This is a genomic window from Bradyrhizobium sp. 23AC (genome assembly GCF_054863025.1).
The window spans coordinates 178,035-199,232 of the sequence record NZ_JAVAYN010000001.1; the positions used below are offsets into that span (position 1 = coordinate 178,035).

Below are 21,198 nucleotides of genomic sequence, written 5' to 3' on the forward strand. Positions count from 1 at the left end.
AAGTGAAAGCGCATCCTTCCGTTTGAAACTCCAGGTCCGGCTTGTATGCTCTCGCGCGCGTCCTCATCGAGGAAGCCCGATTGCAACTGGAGGCGGGGCCGAGAGCCCGGCAATGCGTATGATCACCGGGCTCATGCGCATCCTGATCATCTGCCTGCTCGCAAGCCTGTCGCGTGAAAGCATCGCGGCCGACGGCAAGCGGCAGCGTTCGATCCTGGTTCTGGAAGAGGCTGATTTTCGCTCGCCCTTCTATTCCGAGATATTTGCCGGCATCCGCGCCGTCGCGAAGCCGAACGGGACGAGTCACACGGTGACCTACGGCGAGAGCCTCGATCTCGCCCGCTTCCCGGGACCGGACTACGAAGAGAGCCTGGTCGGTCACTTCAAGACCAAATATGCGCAGCAGCCGATCGACGTCATCGTTTCGATCGGAGTTTCATCGGCGAAATTCCTTCGGAAGCGCAAGCAGGAGATCTGGCCAGATGCGCCGGTCGTCTACGGCTTCGTGCCCGATCTGCCCGAGACGCGCGCGCTGTTCCTGCCCAACACGACGACCGTCTTCGCACGGGTGAGACCGGCGCAGCTGCTGACCGCAGCCCGCGCTGTCGTTCCCGACCTCAACCGGGTCGTTCTCGTCGGCGAGGCCTGGAAGAATCCGCTGACATACGGACACTGGAAGCAGGACTTCGCGGCGGCAATGCCCGACCTCGAAGTCACCGATCTGTCGGGCGCGGCGCTGCGCGAGGTCCGCGCTCACGTCGCGTCCCTGCCCGCCCGCTCCGCGATCTTGACCTCGGCGATGTATTCCGACGGCGAAGGCACCTATTATTCCCCGGCCGCCGCGCTCGCACGCATCGCCGAGAGCGCCAACCGCCCGATCATCATCACGTCCGATACGTTCCTCGGGCGCTCGGGCGTGGGCGGCTTCCTGCTGCTGCCCGAAATGATCGGACGGGAAGCCGGCGAGGTCGCCATGCGGATTCTCGGCGGCGAGGCCCCGTCGAGCATCGTCCCCTTCGGCGGGAATAACGTGAGGCCGATCTTCGACTGGCGGGAGCTGAAACGCTGGAACGTGGACGAGGCCCATCTGCCTCCCGGCAGCGAGGTGCGTTTCCGTGAACCAACCTTCTGGGAGAAGTATCACTGGCACGCCACCATCGTCGCCAGTGTCGTTCTGGTGCAGGCGGTGATGATCGCCATTCTGCTGCGCGAGCGCCGCTTGCGCTTCGTGGCCGAGGTCGAGGCGCGGCAACGCATGTCGGAGCTCGCCCACATGAATCGCCGCGCCACCGCGGGTGAGATGTCCGCCTCGCTCGCCCACGAGCTGAACCAGCCGCTCGCCGCCATCCTGATCAATGCCGAGACGGCCCAGCAGATCTTGCGGAATCCGGCGCCCGACCTCGGCGAGATCGGGGACATATTGGACCACATTCGCCGGGACGATCAGCGGGCCGCCGACGTCATCAGCCGGCTGCGCTCGTTTCTGAAGCGAGACCCGACCGAACGGCGCGAGCTCGATCTCAATGCGATGGTTGGCGAGGTGTTTCGATTCCTCTCCGTGCAGGCCCTGACCCACGACGTCGAACTCATGACCGAACCCTCATCCGCGGATATCTGCGTCAGGGGCGATAAAGTTCAGCTCCAGCAGGCCATCCTGAATCTCGTCGTGAACGGCATCGATGCCGTGGCGCATCTCCCGGACAAGCGGCGCCGCGTCATCGGCCGAACCAGTCTTGCCGACGGTAATGTGGCCCTCGTCTCGGTCGCCGATGCCGGCGACGGGATCCTGGCGGAGAAGATGACGGAGATCTTCGAGCCGTTCTTCACGACCAAGACGCAAGGCATGGGCATCGGCCTCTCGATCGCCCATACTATCGTCGAGGCGCATGGGGGGCGCATCTGGGCAGAGAACGTACCGTCAGGGGGCGCCGTCTTTCACGTCAGCCTGCCGCTGGCAGCGTTGCGATAGCTCCTATCGCAGGCGCCAGCGATGCTGGCCAGCGGTCACGCGAACGCCTTTTCCAGCGTCGCGAAGATCACCGCGAGCGACTTGTCGTGACGCGTCACCGGCGGCACCGGGCGATCGATCTTCATCAGTTGATAGACCGCCATCTGCGCCGCCCGCACCGAATATTCCACGGTGAACACGACATCGTCGGGGATTTCGACGAACTGGCTGACGAAAGCGAGGTTGACCGAATTGCTCGGCACCGGCAGCGGCCGATCCGTCAGGTTGCGCGGCATGAACATGCTGGTGATGTAGGGCATGCGGCAGGGCACGCAGATTGCGTCCTCGAACACGCCCACATCGAAATTCAAATGGCCACACAGCTCCTTCAGGATCTCCGCGCCGCCGCAATCGGACATCGGCTTGGCGACGAAATTGCCGACGCGGTCGGGATGCAGCGCATAGCCCCAGAACACCTGCACATTCTTCGGCTGTCCGGCGAAATGCGGCTGGTGATAGAGCACGACCGACATCAGCCAGTTGGAATCCTTGAACGTCACCAAGCCACCCGTGCCGGCCCTGTTGCCGGAGAACGCCTCCATCCGGTCGAAGAAGTGTGGATCGCGGCAGGTGACGGTGAAGGACAGCCAATAGGATTCGGGGATCGAGCTGTTGAACGCGGCGGGATTGCCGAATTCGGGACGCTCCTTCGCGATCGTCTCCCACAGCGCCCAGCCCTGGCTGTCTTTCTTGGTCAGATGCGGCGGCGGCTCGGTCATGGTGCCGAGGCTCGAGGCGTCCGTCATCGAGCCGTTCTGGAAGAATACGAGATCGCCGTCCTCGAGCCGGACGTTGGCGATGCGGCCGTCGCGGTCGAGCACGAGCTGGCGCACCCGCAAGCGTCCGTCCTCGCGCTCGATCGCCATGTCCGTGACGCGCGTGCCGCGCACGAATTGCACGCCCTGCCGCTTCAGCCAGTCCGCAAGCGGCCGCACGATCGCGTCATACTGATTGTAGACGGTGCGCTTGACGCCGGCGAGCGTCTCGATGCGCGGAAACTCGTTCATGAAGCGGTGCAGATAGCGCTTCAGCTCGACCGCGCTGTGCCAGGGCTGGAACGCGAAGGTGGTCTGCCACATGTACCAGAAATTGGACTCGAAGAATTTCGGCGAGAGCCAGTCGGTGATGCGGCTGTTGCCGAGCGTCCCCTCCGAGGCCTCGGTGAGCCGCAGCAGCTCGAGCCGGTCGCGCGCGGAGAAACCCATATGCGAGACGTCGACCTTGAAATGGTTGCGATCGACCAGCCGCGCCTTCGAGTGCGCCGGGTTCTCCAGGTTGAATGCGATGGTCTCCTCGCGCACGCTCAGGCCGGGATGCTCGAGCGAAGGGATGCTGGAGAGCAGATCCCAGGTGCATTCGTAGTGATCGGTGGTCAGCATTCGCCCGCCGCGCAGTGAATAGGCGCCGTTCGCGAGCAGCGTGCCGTCGAGGCTGCCGCCGACCAGCGGCTGCGCCTCGTAGATCACGATGTCGCGCCCGGCCTGCTGCGCATCGCGGATCAGGAACGCCGCGCCCGCGAGCGATCCGATGCCGCCGCCGATGAAATACGCCTTCATGACTTGCCTCGATTGCCGTTCGAATTCGCGGCGACATTGCATCGCGAGGCAGCGGCCGAGGTTGCGCTGGATCAAGCGCGGGGAGAGGCGAAATCACGTCGGCGTTATCGCCGCGGGCTTCTTCGCATAGACGTGCTCGATCTCGTCTGCGAAGCGGCGTTCGAGCGCGGGCCGCTTGTTCTTCAGCGTCGGCGTGAGCAGGCCGCTCGCGATGGTCCAGGGATCCAGCGTCCACCACACCGCGCGCGGCGTCGCGTAGGACGGATAGGCCTTCACGGCCGCCGCGATCCTGGCCAGCAGCGCAGCCCGTTCCGCCGCACCGCCTTGCTTGCCGCTCGCCGCCAGTCTTTCCTTCTCCTGCACCCAGGCTTTTGCATTCAGCACGACCAGCGCGGTGAGGAACGGCCGCTGCTCGCCGACCACCAGCGCCTGTTCGAACAAGGGATCGGCGAGGATTGCGGTCTCCAGATCGACCGGCGCGATCTTCTCGCCGGTGGACGTGACCAGAATGTCCTTGATGCGGCCGGTGATGGTGATGCGCCCGTTCTCGATGCGGGCCTGATCGCCGGTGTGCAGCCAGCCGTCGGCGTCCTTGACGCGGCGTGTCTCCTCCGGCTTGTGCCAATAGCCGAGCATCACGCTGGGGCCGCGCACCAGCAATTCGTCGTTCTCGCCTAACCTCACCTCGACGCCGTCGAGGACGTGGCCGACCGAGTGCGGATCATTGTCCTCGATGGTGTTGACGGAGACCACCGGCGAGGTCTCCGTCATGCCGTAGCCCTGGAGGACGTCGAGCCCGAGCGCGAGAAACAGGCGAATGACGGGCTCTGCGATCGGCGCGCCGCCGGAGATCGCGACGCGCAGGCGGCCACCGAGCCGCGCCAGCACCTTGTCGGCGACGAGCCGTTTGAGCAGCGGCCAGGCCAGCCGGTCCAGCAGCGACGGCACGCCATGCCGCTGCCGTGCATCGAAACGCCGCCCGCCGACGGCGATGGTGAGATCGAGCAGCAAGCGCTCGATGTAACTTGCTGATGCGCGATGCTGCATGATCAGCGCGTAGATGCGCTCGTAGATCCGCGGCACCGAGACCAGCACCGTCGGCCGCACACGCTTCAGGTCCTCCGAGAGTTGCGGCACCGAGCGGGCATAGGCGACGCAGGCGCCGGCCGCGATCGGATAGTAGTAGCCGCCGGTGCGCTCGAAGGTGTGCGAAAGCGGCAGGAAGGACAGGAAGACGTCGTGCGGTTCGGCGGCGATGCGACGCGCGATCGCCTTCACATTGGCGACGACATTGCCGTGCGACAGCATCACGCCCTTCGGCCGCCCGGTCGTGCCCGAGGTGTAGACGATGGCGGCGAGATCGTCCGGCTGGATCGCGACATCGGGCAGCGGCGCGGTCGCGCCGGGTGCTTGTGCGAGCCAGTGGTCGAGCCCGACGATGCGCGCGTCCGGCGTGATGAGTCCGCCTGCGTCCGCGCAGACGACGCGCTTGAGATGGTCGAGCGGCTGGCCGGTCGCAACGATCGCCTGCCAGCGCTCCAGCGTATCGACGAACAAGAGCAGCGCGCCGGAATCGACGAGGACGTAAGCGATGCTGTCGGGGTTGTCGACGGCATGCATCGGCACCGGCACGAGGCCGCGCGACAGCGCCGCCTGGTCCATGGCGATATGCGCAATGCCGTTCGGCATCAGGATGGCGACGCGTTCACCCGGCGCGAACTCCTCCGCGGCGAGCGCGCGCCGCCACAGCTCGAATCCCGCATCGATCTCGTGCCAGGACTGGCTGACCCAGCGCTGCGCGGTCGCATCGAAATGGCGATAGGCCTCCGCCGCCGGCGTCGCCTCGACGCGCCAGCGCAGCAGTTGCGGCAGCGTCCTGATCCCGGCAAGTCCGTCCGGTTGACTCGTCGGCCCCGGCATGGCGTCCTCTCGCATCTCATCGATTCCCAACCATTTGGTGCCTCGACACTAGGCCGGCCAGCCCTTGCCGCTTTGATCCTCAGCAAGGCGGCCATGCAAGGAGCGACCATGACGCGCGACCGCCTGTTTCTGCTGCGCCCCGGTTTCGAGGATCCGGCCTTTCCGGGACGCCTGTTCTATTGCTGGCATTGCGCGCTGATCGAGGGCGTGCTGGCTTCATTTCCGCAGCTCGCCGAAAAGCTGGATGTCGAGCGCATCGCGTGGCCGCGACCGCGGCAGCCGGTGATCGCACTTCTCGGCGAAGAGAACCAGTCGCTGCCGCTGCTCGTTCTGACTGACGGAGCGACCTCGCCGCATCAGACCGGCAGTCATCACGGCCGCGCCTTCATCGCCGACAAGGACGCGATCCTCGCCGCGCTCTCCGAACGCCACGGCTTTCCCGATCCGCATCCGTAGAAAGGGGTCCCGCAGCCCGGATGGAGTGCAGCGCAATCCGGGACCAGCGGACCCGGATATCGCTGCGCTCATCCGGGCTACAGGCAACGTCGCGAAACGAGGGAAGATCGGCATTGCGCACCGTCCCTGTCGCCTCGCATATTCGCCACCACACCCGCCCGAAAGGTCCGATCATGACCAGCCCTCTCCCCGCTCTCATCGTCGTCGACGTCCAGCGCGCGTTCGACGAATGGGAGGCGGCGGGACAGCGGCGCAACAATCCGGATGCGGTGGCGCGGATCGCCAGTCTGTTGCAGGCATTCAGAGCGCGCGGCGCGCCGATCTTTCATATCCGCCATGAAGGCACGAAGCCGAATTCATCGTTTCTGCCATCGCGTTCCGGCTACGCCGTCAAGAACGAGGCACGCGAGCAGCCGGGCGAGACGGTCATCATCAAGCGCGTCAACAGTGCCTTCATCGGCACCGACCTGGAAAAGCGCCTGCGCGCAGCCGGCATCGGTACGCTCGTGATCTGCGGCGCCACCACCAATCATTGCGTGGAGACGACGACGCGGATGGCCGGCAATCTCGGTTTCGACACGCACCTCGTGCGCGATGCGACATGGACGTTCGACCGCAGCGGGCCCGACGGGGACAGGCATTCCGCCGAGGAGATCCATGCGATGACGCTGTCGAACCTCAATGGCGAGTTCGCGCGCATCGTCACCCGCGACGACGTGATCGCCGCGTTCGCGGCCAAGTGATGGCAGCAATGCGATCAATGCGGATGATGCGACAATAAATCTCACAACGCACACTCATGCGAGCGAATCGGGCGTCGCAATCCTGCGTCGTTTCGACGCCCGCACTGGCCGGAACGCGGCGAGCGCCCATCTGTTGTCACACGACATTCAACTGGAGTGATGGCACCATGAAGTATCTCATTGTCGCGATGGCGGTCGGTAGTGCGGCGCTTGCCGGCGGATCGGCGGCGAACGCGGCCAATAATTCAGGCGCGAAGCAGAACGCGCCGGCGGCCCAATCGACCGACATCAGCGCACAGCACCGGCACCACGGCCATCGCCACCATCATCACTGGCGTCATCATCACCACCATCACGGCTACTATCGTCCGCACCACAGGAACTACGGCTACTACCCGCGGCATCACGGCTATTACGGCGGCGGGCCGTACGGGTATTACGGCGGCGGCGGTCCCTCCGTGACGTTCGGCTTCGGCGGCAGCCGCTGGTAAAAGGAAAGGCCCGCGATGCGGGCCTTTTTCTTACCCCCGCAAAATCATCTCTGCCGTCTCCAGGCCGCTCGCCAGCGCTGCTTCCACCGTGCCCATGTCACGGCCGCGATAAAGCGCTTCGCCGGAAAACAGCACCAGGCCATCGGCACGCGCGAGGATCGCTTGTGCCGCGCGCGTCCGCGGCGTCGCCCAGGAATAGGCGCCGCGGGCGAAGGGATCATGCGCCCAGTTGGTCGCCGTGGCCGCCACGAGCTCGCGCGCGACGTCCTCGCGCGGCAGCTTGAAGATGTGAGCGAGCGAATCGAGCCCGGCGCCGATCAGTCCTTGTGGATCGAGGCTGTCCAGCTCCGCCGTGCGCGGGCCGCCGAACCAGCCGGTGAGCACGGCCTGCCCGCTCGGATATTGCGTCCACCACACCGGGATGGTCCGGTCGGACAACAGGAAGGTCATGGCTGCGAGATCCTGGTGCCGCTCGCGCCACCACGGCCGCGCGAAGCGTAGCAGGATCTTGATGACGTTGCCGAAGCCGATGTCGCCCGCCGCAGCAAGCCTCGCGCGCGCGCTCGCCGGCAGGGCCATCTCGCGCAGCAGCGGCAGCGGCACGGTGAGGATGACGCGATCGCAGGCGTGGACATCGCCCCCGCCGCAGCGAACGGCCGCCGTGTCGCCGTCCTCCCCGATCGCCGACACCACGCAGCCGAGATGGATGGTCACGCCGCACTGGCGGCAGTCGGCCGCCAGATAGTCGATCAGCGCGCCATAGCCGCCATCGATGCGCGCCTGCGTAGCGTGCCCGCCATCCATCCATTCCTCGCGCAGCGCCAGTGTCGAGGCGCGCTCGGGGTCGGCCGCGTCATAGCCCTCGACCATCCGCTCGATCGATTGGCGCATCGGCGCATAGTCATCCCCGGCGAAATGCCGGCGCAGGAATTCGGCGACGGGGAGATCGTCCTTCAAGTCCCTCAGCACGGCCTGAAGCTCCGCCTCGTGCGGATCGTCGCGCTCCTCGCGCGTGAGCTTGATCCCGTCAAAGCTCCACTGTTCGCCCTCGATCTCATGAAGGGACAGCCCGGCCTCGCGCAGCAGCCCGCGCGTGACCGGCGCCTCGCCATGGACGAATTCGGCGCCGCCCGCGGCGGGGTAGCCGAACCCCTCAACCGGCAGCGGAAGGATACGGCCGCCGCAGCGCTCGCGCGCCTCCAGCACCGTCACCTTGCGGCCGGTCCGCGCCAGCTCGCGCGCCGCCATCAGGCCCGCCGCGCCGGCGCCGACGATGACGATATGTTCTGTTGTCTCGGGCATGGCCGCGCGTTACCGGCTCGCGGCTTGCGGATCGTTCTTGATCAGATAGCGCAGCAACAGGACACCGCCGCCGAGCTGGCGCGTACTCTCCAGCGTCATCGCGGTGATCGGCGCGCGCTTGTCACTGTCCGCCTCCGTTGAAGAGAACACGAAGGGCGCGCCCTCTGCGCCATCGATCGCGGGGCTGAGAATCAGATTGAACTCGTCGATCAGACCGGCACGCAGGAACGCGCCATTGGCGACGCCGCCGCCTTCCACCAGCAGGCGCTTCACCCCTAACTCGCGGCTGAGAATGTCCAGCGCCAGCGCCAGATCGAGCTCGGACTTGCCGGCGAAGATGTAGGACACGCCCTCGCCGCGCAGGCCCGCGAGATGCGAATCCGGCACGCTCTCGGTCAGCACGACGACGATCGGATCGCCGCCGATGTCCGAGCGCCCCCAGCCGATCTTGCCCTGCGCGTCGAGCACGGTTCCATAGGTCTTGGCGTCCCGCCGCGCGAACCAGTTTTCACGCGGCAGTTTCGCGTCATTCGTCGCGGGATAGGGCTGGCCCTTGGCGAACTCCGACCCGGTAACGCGGCCGATCACCCAGGCATCGCCGCCGAGCTCGTCATGGATCTTCTCGAACCAGTCCGTGCCCGCCCCCTTCGGGCGCCAGCGGCTGGGATGCGTGCGGCCATCGAGGCTGGAGTGCATCAGACAGATGACATAGGGCTTCATGCAAAGTCTCCGAGTATCGCTCAGGCCGAGGCCACCGGCCCATCGCGCTTCTCATCGCCCTTCTCATCGCTCCCGGCGCGATCGTTCAGGATCACCGCAAGCGGATTGAGCTTCGGCGGCGCGACGAGCTGCAGCGTGTTGGTGTCGCGATGGTCGAACGGCGCGCCGCGCACGAACAACTCGGTCTGGATCAGATAGGTCCAGCTGCCGTCGTCGTTGAAGGTGATGTCGCAGCGGTAGGAGTCGGTGCGGAACGCCTGTTCCAGAAAGTCGGTCGAGCAGATCCCGTAGGCGGTCTCGCCGCGCTTTGCGGTGACGGAGATCGTCTTGTCATCGGGCCCGGCCTTGCCCGAGGCCAGCAACACCTGGCCGCGCGGAATCGCCAGCGTCTGCATGATCAGCCCGGTCGCGGGCTCCCACAGCCAGTAGCCGACCTGGTCGTGGAAGGTGATGTCTTCCTCGGGCGTGTTGATGTGGATGTGATAGCGCAGCCCATACAGCAGCTGCGGCCCGTTGGCCTGCGGATCGATCGGGTCCATGCGGATGCGCTCGATGAAGGTCCGCCGCTCCGGCCCCTCCGCCTTCGGATTGATGTCGATGCCCTTGTCCGCCTGCCAATGCCCTGCGAGACGGCGAAGCGGGCCGAGATTGGCAAGGCCGTCGGGCGAGACGTCCTCGGGCTCGGTGAAGATGTCGGCGGGAATCGGAAGCATGGTGTCCTCGCGGCAAGTTGCGGGGACAGCCATAGCACGGCAGCGGGAACCTGGCGCGTGCTCAGGCCTCACAATCGCGAATGGACACCGGCGTTGTGCGCGGGACGATTGTCGGGCTTTTCGACAAGACGACGAAGCCGAACCAGTTCGGTTCGGCTCCGCCGCCGGGACGTTTAGTGGCGATGATCGCGGACCTCGGGCTGCGTGCGGTGGTCCCTGACGATGGTCTGATTGCGATGGTCGCGCACGATCGGCGGGTCGCGATGATCGCGGACGATCGTCCGCGCGCTCGCGGGCGTCACCGCGCTTGCCAAGGTGATCGCCGCGAAAGCCACAAGGATGGTATTGCGCATAAGTCTTGTCCTTTGTCTGGTGGATCACTGCGAACCACCTGACGCCAAGCTAGGTCGACCTGTGAGAATGATATGTGTCGTCGATCACGCGGCGACGATCGGGACGTTGGCGATCACGCGTCATCCGCAGCACGAAGCGCATGGCGGCTTGTCCGTCGAGCTCATCTGCGAAGGACAGACGCGCGACACGATTTTCGCGACGCTCGCTGACGTTTCCGGTGTCACCGGAGATCGCCCTCAAGCCGCCTCAGACACTGATTTCGCACGCTCCTCGAGCACGCCGATCGTCGAGACCAGATTGTCGCGCCGCGCTCGAAGGTTAAGGGCTAGCAGCGGATATGTCGGCTGAAGCACGTCGAACACGCCGGCTTTGGCTTCCTCCTCGAGAATGTCGGTATTCAACAGCCGAACGCGCCACCACAAATCGGCGATCAACGCATCGAGCCGGAGTTCTCCGGCAGTACCAGAACGGGACATTTCTTGCATCGCATGCCTCAACCTGAAACGGGCCTCTCTGCCGAGGCCCGGCTTTGGTCATGACTGAGCAAGCAGAATGCCAGGATCGGCAGGTGCGATTTGGCTCGGGAATTGGCTCCGCGCGGTGCGGTCCTTCGGCTCTCAGCGGAAGCTGAACGTGCCAGGGGACCACCAGGTCTTCCTCCCTTCCAAGCTATTAATAGGGAGGCTTCACCTGCTCAGCTTTCCTGCTCTTGGGCGGCGGGCGATGATGACAAACGCCGGAGGCACTCGCTCACGCCGCCCGCCGTTTCCGTCGCGCCGGGAGGCCTTGCCACGAGAGGCCGGCGACCGGCACGGGCTTGCTGAAGTGAAATCCCTGGCCGAGCGGGATGCCGAGTGACTGGAGCCGTTTGACCTGCTCGGAGGACTCGACCCCCTCGGCGACGATCGAGAGCTTCAACGTCTTCGCGAGCTGCACGATGGACTTCAGCACGGCGACGGTCTCGCAGCGATCGATCCTGTCGATGAACGATTTGTCGATCTTGACCTTGTCGAAAGGAAAGGCCGTCAAATAGGACAAAGACGAGTATCCGACACCGAAATCGTCGAGGGCAATGGAGACGCCGAGCGCCTTGAGGCGCTGGAGCGTCTTGAGGTTCTCCTCGGTGTCGGCGAGAAATACGCTCTCGGTGATCTCGAGCTCGAGCCGGGTTTGCGGAAGGCCGCTCTGCGCCAACGCAAACGTCACGGTGTCGACGAGATTGGTGCCGGCAAATTGCAGGGCAGAGAGGTTGACAGCGACCTTGACGTCGGCCGGCATGCTCATCGCATCGCGACAGGCCCGGGCGAGCACCTGATTGCCGAGCTCGACGATCAAGCCCCCCGCCTCCGCAACCGCAATGAACTCAGCCGGAGGAATGTAGCCCCTGGTGCCGTGATGCCAGCGCGCCAGGGCTTCGACCGATTTTACCCGGCCGGTGCCGAGCTCGATCACGGGCTGATAAAATACCTCCAGCTCCTCGCGCCAGATCGCTTCGCGCAGCTCGATCTCGAGCACGTTGCGCTGATCCGCTTCCGCCTTGAGCTCCGCTGAATAGAGGTGGAAGCAGCTTCGGCCGGCATTCTTCGACCTGTAGAGCGCAAGATCGGCGTTGCGAAGGATCTCATCGACCCGCGTGCCGTGCTCGGGCACGAGCGCAAGGCCAATGCTACAGCCGATCACGACGGGATGGCCATCGATGTGATAGGGCTCGGCAATGGCCTGGACCAGCCGCTCGGCCAGGCTTGCAGCGCCGTCGCGCATCGCGGCCACGATCACGGCAAACTCGTCGCCGCCAATTCGCGCCGCCGTATCGGCATCACGAATCTGCGCCTTGATCCGGTCGGCGACCTGCTTCAGCAACGCGTCGCCGCATTGATGGCCGAGCGCATCATTGACGGACTTGAACTTGTCGAGATCGAGCAGGAGTACGGCGAACCCGGGCTCCAGCCGGCGCGAACTGGCCAGCGCCTCGTCGATGCGCTCCTTGAACAGGTTGCGGTTGGCAAGGCCGGTCAGGCTGTCGTAATGCGCCAGCCGCTCGATGCGGTCCGCCGACGCCTTGCGCTCGGTGATGTCCTCATGAGTAGCGACCCAGCCGCCACCCTCGCGCCGGCCGTAGGAGATGTAGACGACCCGTCCATCGGGAAACTGCACGGTGTTCGAGATCTGCTCCGACCGGGCGAGCCGGTTCTTCAAATCGACGAGATAGGCCTCGACGTCGAGCACGGCGGTCTGTTTTGCGAATATATCCCGGAAATGCATGCCGATCCGAATGTCTTCCGGCAGGAGGCCATAGAGTTCGAACCATTGCCGGTTGAATGCGATCAGACGGTCACGGCCATCGAACATGCTCAGGCCCTGGGGAAGGTTCCTGAGCGCATCCTCGAACTTGCTGGCAAAATCGCGCCGCTCGCGGTGAGCGCGATCCAGCGCCTGCTGCCGTCGCCAATGGAATGTCGTCGCGGCGAGGATAATGAACGTCAGCAGCAGCGCGCCGCCGAGATAGACCTTCTGCCTGACGGCGGAGCGGGAATAAATCTCCTGCTCCGAAATGCCGACGGTGAAGATGAGCGGAAACGCGCGCGACCTGCGCGCCGTGATCAGCCGGTCGCTGCGGTTCGGTCGGTTCTCGTTCCAATATTGCACATAGAAGCCGTCACCGAGCTCGCCCTCGACGCGGCTGGGTGTGCGTTGTCCCAGCACGGAGCCCTGGTCCACGCCCCGGGCGACGAGCACGACGTAATTGGCATTTCTGAGCACCAGCGTTCCTCCGACGCCGAGCTTTGCCGTGTCATAGAACCTGCCGACCACGTCGACGCTGATCGAGCCGACGATCACCCCGGCCGGATTCCCCTCGAGGTCGAACAACTTTCTTGCGAGCTGGATCGTCCATTTGTTCGAGGCCCGTCCCAGCACCGGCTTGGCGACGTAGAGGCGATCGTCGGTTTGCGCCATGACATTGATGAAGTGCTCGCGATCGCCAAGATAAAGCGGCGGGCCGGAATAGCCCGCGGTCGTCTCGATCATGTATCCGCCCGATCCGATCAATGCGAGCTGAACCACGTCGCCGGTCGCAATGCGGGCCTTGTCCGACCATGACTTCAAGCTGAAGGTGAGCGGATCCTGGGCGTAGAGCGCTCGTACCACCAGCAATGACTGATCGACGCGCTCGAAGATGCGTTCGGTGTTTTCCTCGAACAGTTCGGCGACGCTGTCGCCGTGCGACCGCGCCTGCTCGACCGCATCCATCCGCTCCGACGCGGTGATTGCGAAATAGCCGATCCAGACCAGGGGCAGAAAGAACAATGCGATCTGCAGCGGACCATTCCGCAGGATCGTTCTTCCGGCTTTGCGGACTGCCCCTGCGGGAATCACGACGCGCACCCCCGCCTCGGCCGCCAGGGCAGAACTGCGCTCGCCCGCAGTATTGGCATCGCCTTGTCTCCGCGTCGACTGCACAGGGACACCCGCGGCCGAAAGCGGCGCGCGGGTGCTGCTCATAGCGCAAAGGTAGCTGAAACAGCCTTAAGTTTGTGTTTGGGCAAAGCTCAATTCTTCAGCTTAAGGCATCCGTATCATCACGGAGGTCGGCTGGCCTTGAGCAACCAGGTACATGGGCATGTCGAAAGCCGCACATTTTTGGCCGCCTTTGGACCGGCTTTTCAGATTGCGCGCGCAAGAACGATCGTGCCGGACAGGATGAGGACCCCGCCTGCCGCATAGCTCAATCTTCGGCCGAACGGCAGCAGCTTCTCGCCGGCGACATAGAGCGCGATGCCGATGATCCAGGCCAGGTTCATCACGCCGCCGACGAACAGCAATACCATCAGAAACCAGCAGCAGCCGACGCAGTAGCTGCCGTGGCGAAGTCCCATTCGCAATGCGCCGCGGGTGCCGGGCCGCCAATGTCGGCTGAGAAACAACAGCGGGCTCTCGCAGTAGCGCAGGCACGCCTGTTTGAGAGTCGTGAACTGATAAACCCCTGCTGCAATCAGAACGCCGCCGCCCAGAATCGCGCTGGTGCTTGCCATCGCCATCGACAGCAATCCGAAGCGTTCGAACGCTCCTTGCACCAGGACCGCGGCGAGACTGAACCCCGCCCACGTCACGAGATAGCCGGCGAGAAAGATCCAGGTATCGATTGCGGCGCGGGAGGCAGTCTCCTGCTTGCGCTTGACGGTCGCATACAAGAGAACGGTGGGCACCGCGCTCGGCGCCATCATCGCGACCATCATCACCCACCACATCACGAACAGCAGCACGCCATAGAATGGCGTCCACGGCATCGGCGCCATGTCCGGCATATCGGCCATCATCTCAGTGTCCATGCCGGCGCCCGCGGCGAGATAGGCCCAGGCGAGCGCCACCACTGCGGCAGTCCCGATCGCGACGATCAGCCGGTCGCGGTGGAGCAGGTGTTCCAGTATTGAGCGCCCCTGCATCGACTTGTCCATAGCGATGAGGAGCTGACACCGAGGTTTTGTGTCGGTGTCAGCGCCGCATCATGCCGCAACCCCCTCGGGCGTCTGCACGACATTGGCGAGCGAGCTATGCGTACCCTGGGTCTCGAACGAGATCGCGCCGGTCGAGCGGATGTTGGCGGATGCGACCTCGGCCGCCCGATGTTCGAACCCCTCGGGCATGACCACCTGGATGCGGTGCGGATCACCGGTCACCGGATTCTTGATCGGCTCGACATCGGTCTCGAGCACGCCCCTGGCGACGAGTTTTGCAACGCGTCCTTCTTTGTCGAAGGAAAACTCGAACGGCGCAAACACCGGATCGTGGATCTTGGTCACGATCATGCTGACGATCTGAAAAAGCGTGCCTTCGGCCGAATGCTTGCCGGAAAAGATATCGAACAACGCCTGACGCTGCTCCGCCGTGGCGCGTTCGTCGATGATGGGCTGGATCGTCCCGTTGCCCTCGTGAAGCGGCCCAGGGAAATCGACCGTGATCGCAAAGCAGAGACCATCGAGCCTGGTCCCTTCGAAATGTCCCTTGGTGACCCGCATGGCGACCAATCCCTTGCAATAGCCTTGGGTCGGCCGTGCGTTGAAATCGCAGGGGCAGCCAAACGCGCAGGTGCAGTTCTTCATCCATTCGCCTTCGAGACGCCAGTCCGATGCAGCCATGGCACATCTCCCAATGTGAGCGGGGACGCGGCAGCCGGAGACGAATTTGTTCAGCGTTATGTCGAAGCGAAACGTAGAGCCGCGAGCGGGATCGAAATCCGATCAGAAGGCCGGCCTCGCAAAAAGTCGGCTGGCGAGCTGCCGTTCACCCAATGGCGAAAAGCATATCAGCTGTGGCCCTACGCGTACAGCGAACGCATGCGGCGAAGCTAGGGGCGTCCGAAACTGAGAGGGATGGTGCGCCACTCCGAACAAAACTGCGAACTCGCATGTCATTGAATACACTTATGATTTCTCGCGGCATCTGCGACCCGGCCGTGTCGCAGGCCTTTTTGCCGCGGCTCCGCGCGCCTTGGCCGCCGGGGTGGTAAGATGAGGTGCCGAGGGCAGATTTCGCGGCGCCGGATCTCGGTCAAGATAACGGCGCTCGAAGCGATGAACTCCAGAAGCAAACTGATGATCGCGGTTGCGATCGGACGATGCGAGAGATGGAGGACGTTATGGAAGCGTGGCGTGACGACAAGGCCCGGTCGACCCTGATTCGCAATGCTGCGGCCAACGTGCAGCTAGGCAACGCGCCCCGGACTTTTGCCGAACTCCTGTTCGGCCACACCAATAGCGAGGATCTCGCCAACCACGACGCCGCTTCGCTGGCCTTCCTGGCCGAGCAGGCCTGGGAACATGTACAGCGGCGCACGGCGGGGCACGCCGATATCCGCATCGTCAATCCGACGATGCCGGATGGCCGCGAGATCTCCGTGCTCGAAATTCTCAACGACAACATGCCCTTCCTGTTCGACTCCACTTTGGCCGAGCTAGCCGAGCAGGGCATCGAGGTCGCCCTGGTCGCCCATCCGATCATCGCCGTGGAGCGCGACGAGCAAGGCAAGCTGATGCGCTTCCATGGCGAAACCCTGCCGGCGGGAGCAAGGGGCACGCGCGAAAGCCTCATCCATCTCCACATCGCCCGCATGGACGTCGACGCCGACCGCCAAAAGCTGGTCGATGGGTTGACCATGACGTTGAATGACGCGCGTGCCTGCGTCACCGACTGGAAGCCCATGCGCGCCCGCATCGAGGAGGCGATCAAGATCTTCTCCACAAATCCGCCGCCGCTGCCGATCGACGAGATCGCCGAAGCCAGCCAGTTCCTGCATTGGCTATGCCTGGACAATTTCACCTTCCTGGGCGTGCGCGAATATCGCTTCTCCCCCGACGGCGATGCGTCGGATGACATCACGACCGGCGAGGGCCTCGGCATCCTGCGCGATCCCGAGGTGAAGGTCCTGCGCCGCGGTCGCGAAATGGTGGTGATGACGTCGGAAATTCGCGAGTTCATGCGGGAGCCGAGCCTTCTCATCGTGATCAAGGCCAACGTGTCCAGCCGCGTTCATCGCCGCATCCGGATGGATTATGTGGGCATCAAGCTCTATAGCCCCGACGGCCGGCTCGAAGGAGAATTGCGCCTCGTCGGTCTGTTCACGTCCGGCGCCTATACCCGATCGGTCAAGCAAATCCCTTACGCCCGCCACAAGGTGGCGCAGGTGCTACAGCGCGCCGGCTTCGACCCGAACAGCCATTCGGGCAAGGCGCTGACGCATATTCTCGAAGATTATCCGCGCGACGATCTGTTCCAGATCGACGTCGACACGCTCTACAATTTCGTCATGGAGATCCTGATCCTCTATGAGCGCCCCCGGGTCCGGGCGCTGGCACGCGTGGACAAGTTCGATCGCTTCGTCTCCATCCTCTGCTTCATTCCGCGCGACAAATACGATACCGACGTGCGCACGCGCGTCGGCGCCTTCCTCTCGCAGGTCTACAAGGGGACCCTGTCAGCCTCCTACGTGTCCTTCCCCGAAGGATCACTGGCGCGCGTCCACTACATCATCGGGCGATATGAAGGTAAGACCCCGGTCGTCGAGCGCGAGACACTCGAAGCCGGGATCAGCGCCATTGCCGAGACCTGGGCCGACAAGTTGAAGGTCGCGCTCGCAGCGTCTGCCGACGGCATGCGGGCGCGCATGCTCGCAAGCCGCTATGCCCAGGCCTTTTCCGGCGGCTACACCGAGATATTCAGCGCCGAACAGGCGATCGCCGACATCACCACCATCGAAAAGCTCACCTCAGCCCGACCGGTGACGATTTCGGTTTACCGCCTCGCGGGGGACGACGATCCCAGACGATTCGGCCTGAAGGTCTTCTCGGATGCCGCACCGCTGTCGCTATCCTATCGCGTGCCGGTGATTGAAAATCACGGCTTGAACGTGGTCAACGAACGCACCTATCAGATCGTGCCGCGCACCAGGCAGGCGCCGGTATGGCTGCACGATATGACGATCGAGACCAGCGACGGCAAGCCGATCGCAATCAGCCGTGAATTCAACCACCGTCTGGAAGCCTCGATCATGGCGGTGGTCCGCGATCGCGCCGAATCCGACGGGTTCAACGCACTGATCCTGCGCACAGCCCTGAGTTGGCGGGAAGTATCGACGATCCGCGCGCTGTCGCGCTACCTCCATCAGATCCGTGCTCCGTTCACCCAGGACTACATGTGGGAGACCCTGCGCAAGAACGCCGCGATTACCGCCAACATCGTCTCCCTGTTCCAGGGCCGCCTCGATCCGCGCCTTGGACTCACGATTGCGGAGCGCTCGGCGCGCGAGATGGCTCTCGTCGCCGAGATCGAGGAGCAGCTCAAATCCGTCGCCTCGCTCGATGAAGATCGCATCCTACGCCGCTTCACCAATCTCGTGCAGGCAACCATCCGCACCAATTTGTGGCAGGTCGGTCAGGATGGACATCCGCATCCGGTGATCTCCTTCAAGTTCGACGCCCGCAAGATCGAGGCCCTGCCGGCACCGCGACCACTGTACGAGATTTTCGTCTACTCGCCCCGCGTCGAAGGCATTCATCTGCGCTTTGGCAAGGTCGCGCGCGGCGGTCTGCGCTGGTCCGACCGGCCGCAGGATTTCCGTACCGAGATCCTGGGCCTCGTGAAGGCACAACAGGTGAAGAATGCCGTGATCGTGCCGGTCGGCGCGAAGGGCGGCTTCGTGCCCAAGCGCCTGCCGTCACCCTCGAGTCGCGACCACTTCATGGCGGAAGGCACCGAAGCCTATCGTATCTTCGTTCGCACGCTGCTCGAACTCACCGACAATCTCGACGGCGACACCATCGTGCCGCCCGACTCGACTGTGCGGCATGACGGCGACGACCCCTACCTGGTCGTCGCCGCCGACAAGGGCACCGCCACCTTCTCCGACATCGCTAATGCGATCTCGGCCGAGAAGCACCATTGGCTCGCCGATGCCTTCGCCTCCGGCGGCAGTCAGGGCTATGACCACAAGAAGATGGGGATCACGGCGCGAGGCGCCTGGGAGGCGGTCAAGCGTCACTTCCGCGAGCTTGGCACCGACATCCAGACCAAGCCGTTCACGGTTGCCGGCGTAGGCGATATGTCGGGCGATGTCTTCGGCAACGGCATGCTGCTCTCGCCGGCGACGAAGCTCGTCGCGGCGTTCGATCACCGCGACATCTTCATCGATCCCTCGCCTGATCCGGCGGTCAGCCTCGCCGAACGCAAGCGCCTGTTCAGCCTGTCGCGATCGAGCTGGCAGGACTACGACAAGTCCCTGATCTCGCAAGGCGGTGGCGTGTTCTCGCGCTCGCTCAAGGCGATCCCGCTTGCGCCGGAAGTGCGCACACTGCTTGATCTCGACAAGCCGCAGGCCACGCCTTTCGAGGTGATGACAGCGATCCTCAAGGCCCGCGTGGACCTCCTGTGGTTTGGCGGCATCGGCACGTATATCCGCTCGTCCTCGGAAAGCGATGATCAGGCCGGCGATCGCGCCAACGATCCGATCCGCATCACAGGCGCCGATGTCCGCGCCCGGGTGATCGGCGAAGGCGCCAATCTCGGCGTCACCCAGCGCGGCCGGATCGAGGCGGCGCAGAAGGGCGTGAAGCTCAACACCGACGCCATCGACAATTCGGCCGGCGTGAACACGTCCGACGTCGAGGTCAACATCAAGATCGCGCTGGCGCGCCCCGAGCGCGAGGGGCGCCTCAGTCCAGGCGACCGCAACAGCCTGCTCGCCGCGATGACCGAGGAGGTCGGCGCGCTGGTGCTGCGCAACAATTATCTTCAGACGCTGGCGCTTTCGCTGGCCGAACGGAAAGGGGTGGCCGAGATCGGCTTCCTCACCCGACTGATGCAGTCGCTAGAGCAGCGCGGCCTGCTCAGCCGCGCCGTGGAGTTCTTGCCCGACGATGCGGCGATCACTGAGCGTACGAGACGCAGCCAGCTCCTGACGCGGCCCGAGCTTGCCGTGCTGCTCGCTTACGCCAAGCTGACGCTGTACGACGACCTGCTTGCAACTGGCGTACCTGACGATCCCTATCTCGCCCGCGAACTATCCCAATATTTTCCGCGCCAGGTGCAGGAGCAATTCCCGACAGCGGTACAATTGCATCGGCTCCGGCGGGAGATCATCGCCACCAGTCTCGCCAATGCCGTGATCAACCGGGGCGGCCCGGCCTGTGTCGTGCGCCTGACCGACGAGACCGACGCCGATATCGCCACCATCGTCATGGCCTTCGTGGCGGTGGACGAATCCTACGGCCTCAAGCGGCTCAATGCCGGGATCGATGCACTCGACACCCGCATCGACGGGCAATTGCAACTCGGCCTCTACGCGGCGATCCAGGATCTCCTGCTCTCACGCATGGTCTGGTATGTGCGCAATGCTGATTTCAAGGCCGGTCTGGACGCCGTGATCGCACGCTTCGGCCCCGGAATCCAAGAGATCGCCGCCGGGCTCGACAAGACCCTGCCGCAGGATTCGCAGGCTGGGCGCACCAGGCGGCGGCAGGATCTGATCGATGCCGGTGTCCCGGCGGGCCTTGCCGCAGAACTCGCCGATCTCGATGCGCTCCTCTCCGCACCGGATATCGTCACCGTCGCGGAGCGCACCAACCGGGCCATCGGTGACGCCGCCACGACCTTCTTCGCCGCCGAGGCCGAATTCAGACTCGATCGGATCATCGCCGCCGCGCGCAGCGTGCCGGCCAACGATAATTACGAACGTCTCGCCATCGATCGTGCCGTTGGCCAGATCGCGGCCGCGGAAAGAGCACTGGTCGCCAACATGCTGGCAAACGGCGAATCCGGCCAGCAGGCTACCGGCGACTGGCTTGCGGCTCATCCTGAAGCGATGCGCGTTCGCCGCTTGGTCGAGGAGATCGCGGCCAGCGGCTTGACGCTCGCCAAGCTGACGGTGGCAGCCAATTTGCTGGGAGACCTCGTCCAGGCCTGAGTCCCGACGGCCGACCTCACTCGAAGCGATAGTCTGTGATGTCGACGCCAACGAGCCGATCATCTGGCGAGGCGCCATCGTACAAGATCGTGCTCCAGCGTGGAAAAGCGTAGAGTTGGTGCCCAGGGAGGGAATCATACGCAACCACCGACACGACGAACCGCTGTTTGTCCTTAGTATGGTGGCGTGAGCGCTTGGCACGGTAGCGGAGGCCCACTAAGGGCGGTTGCAGAAGATTCAAGGACGCCGCGCATAATGGCGCTCACCGGGGAGTATCTTTTCGCTTGCCGGGAATGTCTATTCAAGGGCGAGGTCAAGGTCTTCGTCGCGCATGGTGACGCCTCGCGGTCGCCTTGGCTGCGCAAAAAACGCAAAAAAAGCGGCTATGGATCAAATACTGCACTGGCGCCGGGTTTCGTTCCTTACTCAACGCGGCAGCGTGGATTTAGGTCAGGGTCCTTGCCGCGCAATACACTTAGCCC

15 protein-coding genes are annotated in these 21,198 nt (G+C 64.2%); 5 read left to right on the plus strand and 10 right to left on the minus strand.

What is annotated here, in order from left to right; all coding sequences use genetic code 11:
• Nucleotides 1-112 precede the first annotated feature (112 nt).
• A complete protein-coding gene (locus tag RAD10_RS00830) occupies nt 113-1,969 on the plus strand; it encodes a sensor histidine kinase (protein WP_461615941.1) in 1,857 nt (618 codons plus the stop codon).
• A 35-nt stretch (nt 1,970-2,004) separates the two neighbouring features.
• On the opposite strand, the gene RAD10_RS00835 is transcribed toward RAD10_RS00830, so the two are convergent.
• Complete coding sequence (locus tag RAD10_RS00835; RefSeq protein WP_461616560.1) at nt 2,005-3,606, minus strand: oleate hydratase; 1,602 nt, start codon at nt 3,604-3,606, stop codon at nt 2,005-2,007.
• A gap of 51 nt (nt 3,607-3,657) precedes the next feature.
• The gene (locus RAD10_RS00840; RefSeq protein ID WP_461615942.1) at nt 3,658-5,484 is read right to left on the minus strand and encodes an AMP-dependent synthetase/ligase; all 1,827 of its coding nucleotides are present in this window, start codon (nt 5,482-5,484) and stop codon (nt 3,658-3,660) included.
• Nucleotides 5,485-5,592: 108 nt separating this feature from the next.
• On the opposite strand from RAD10_RS00840, the gene RAD10_RS00845 reads away from it, so the two are divergent.
• The 3 genes from RAD10_RS00845 to RAD10_RS00855 all read left to right on the plus strand — a co-directional run bounded on the left by RAD10_RS00845 (nt 5,593) and on the right by RAD10_RS00855 (nt 7,174).
• Nucleotides 5,593-5,940 carry a DUF3088 domain-containing protein gene (locus RAD10_RS00845; protein WP_461615943.1) on the plus strand — a complete coding sequence of 116 codons (348 nt, stop codon included), beginning with the start codon at nt 5,593-5,595 and terminating at the stop codon, nt 5,938-5,940.
• 173 nt (nt 5,941-6,113) lie between these two features.
• Nucleotides 6,114-6,683 carry a cysteine hydrolase family protein gene (locus RAD10_RS00850; RefSeq protein WP_461615944.1) on the plus strand — a complete coding sequence of 190 codons (570 nt, stop codon included), beginning with the start codon at nt 6,114-6,116 and terminating at the stop codon, nt 6,681-6,683.
• A gap of 167 nt (nt 6,684-6,850) precedes the next feature.
• The gene (locus RAD10_RS00855; RefSeq protein WP_461615945.1) at nt 6,851-7,174 is read left to right on the plus strand and encodes a hypothetical protein; all 324 of its coding nucleotides are present in this window, start codon (nt 6,851-6,853) and stop codon (nt 7,172-7,174) included.
• Nucleotides 7,175-7,204: 30 nt separating this feature from the next.
• On the opposite strand, the gene RAD10_RS00860 is transcribed toward RAD10_RS00855, so the two are convergent.
• The 8 genes from RAD10_RS00860 to RAD10_RS00895 all read right to left on the minus strand — a co-directional run bounded on the left by RAD10_RS00860 (nt 7,205) and on the right by RAD10_RS00895 (nt 15,398).
• On the minus strand, nt 7,205-8,476 hold the full coding sequence (locus tag RAD10_RS00860; RefSeq protein ID WP_461615946.1) for a flavin monoamine oxidase family protein: 1,272 nt from the start codon (nt 8,474-8,476) through the stop codon (nt 7,205-7,207).
• 9 nt (nt 8,477-8,485) lie between these two features.
• Nucleotides 8,486-9,196, minus strand: coding sequence for a dihydrofolate reductase family protein (locus tag RAD10_RS00865; protein WP_461615947.1), 711 nt, complete (start codon nt 9,194-9,196; stop codon nt 8,486-8,488).
• Between the two features lie 20 nt (nt 9,197-9,216).
• A complete protein-coding gene (locus RAD10_RS00870; protein ID WP_461615948.1) occupies nt 9,217-9,909 on the minus strand; it encodes an FABP family protein in 693 nt (230 codons plus the stop codon).
• 173 nt (nt 9,910-10,082) lie between these two features.
• Nucleotides 10,083-10,262: a hypothetical protein gene (locus tag RAD10_RS00875; protein WP_461615949.1), complete on the minus strand. Its 180-nt coding sequence runs from the start codon at nt 10,260-10,262 to the stop codon at nt 10,083-10,085.
• Nucleotides 10,263-10,499: 237 nt separating this feature from the next.
• Entirely contained in the window at nt 10,500-10,748 is a 249-nt protein-coding gene (locus RAD10_RS00880; protein WP_028140731.1) for a hypothetical protein, read from the minus strand.
• 265 nt (nt 10,749-11,013) lie between these two features.
• Nucleotides 11,014-13,569 carry a bifunctional diguanylate cyclase/phosphodiesterase gene (locus RAD10_RS00885; RefSeq protein ID WP_461615950.1) on the minus strand — a complete coding sequence of 852 codons (2,556 nt, stop codon included), beginning with the start codon at nt 13,567-13,569 and terminating at the stop codon, nt 11,014-11,016.
• Nucleotides 13,570-13,925: 356 nt separating this feature from the next.
• Nucleotides 13,926-14,705: a DUF2182 domain-containing protein gene (locus RAD10_RS00890; protein ID WP_461615951.1), complete on the minus strand. Its 780-nt coding sequence runs from the start codon at nt 14,703-14,705 to the stop codon at nt 13,926-13,928.
• A 60-nt stretch (nt 14,706-14,765) separates the two neighbouring features.
• On the minus strand, nt 14,766-15,398 hold the full coding sequence (locus tag RAD10_RS00895) for a DUF1326 domain-containing protein (protein ID WP_461615952.1): 633 nt from the start codon (nt 15,396-15,398) through the stop codon (nt 14,766-14,768).
• A 488-nt stretch (nt 15,399-15,886) separates the two neighbouring features.
• Here RAD10_RS00895 and RAD10_RS00900 point away from each other — a divergent pair, with 488 nt between their 5' ends.
• Nucleotides 15,887-20,716 carry an NAD-glutamate dehydrogenase gene (locus tag RAD10_RS00900; protein ID WP_461615953.1) on the plus strand — a complete coding sequence of 1,610 codons (4,830 nt, stop codon included), beginning with the start codon at nt 15,887-15,889 and terminating at the stop codon, nt 20,714-20,716.
• Nucleotides 20,717-21,198: the final 482 nt, after the last annotated feature.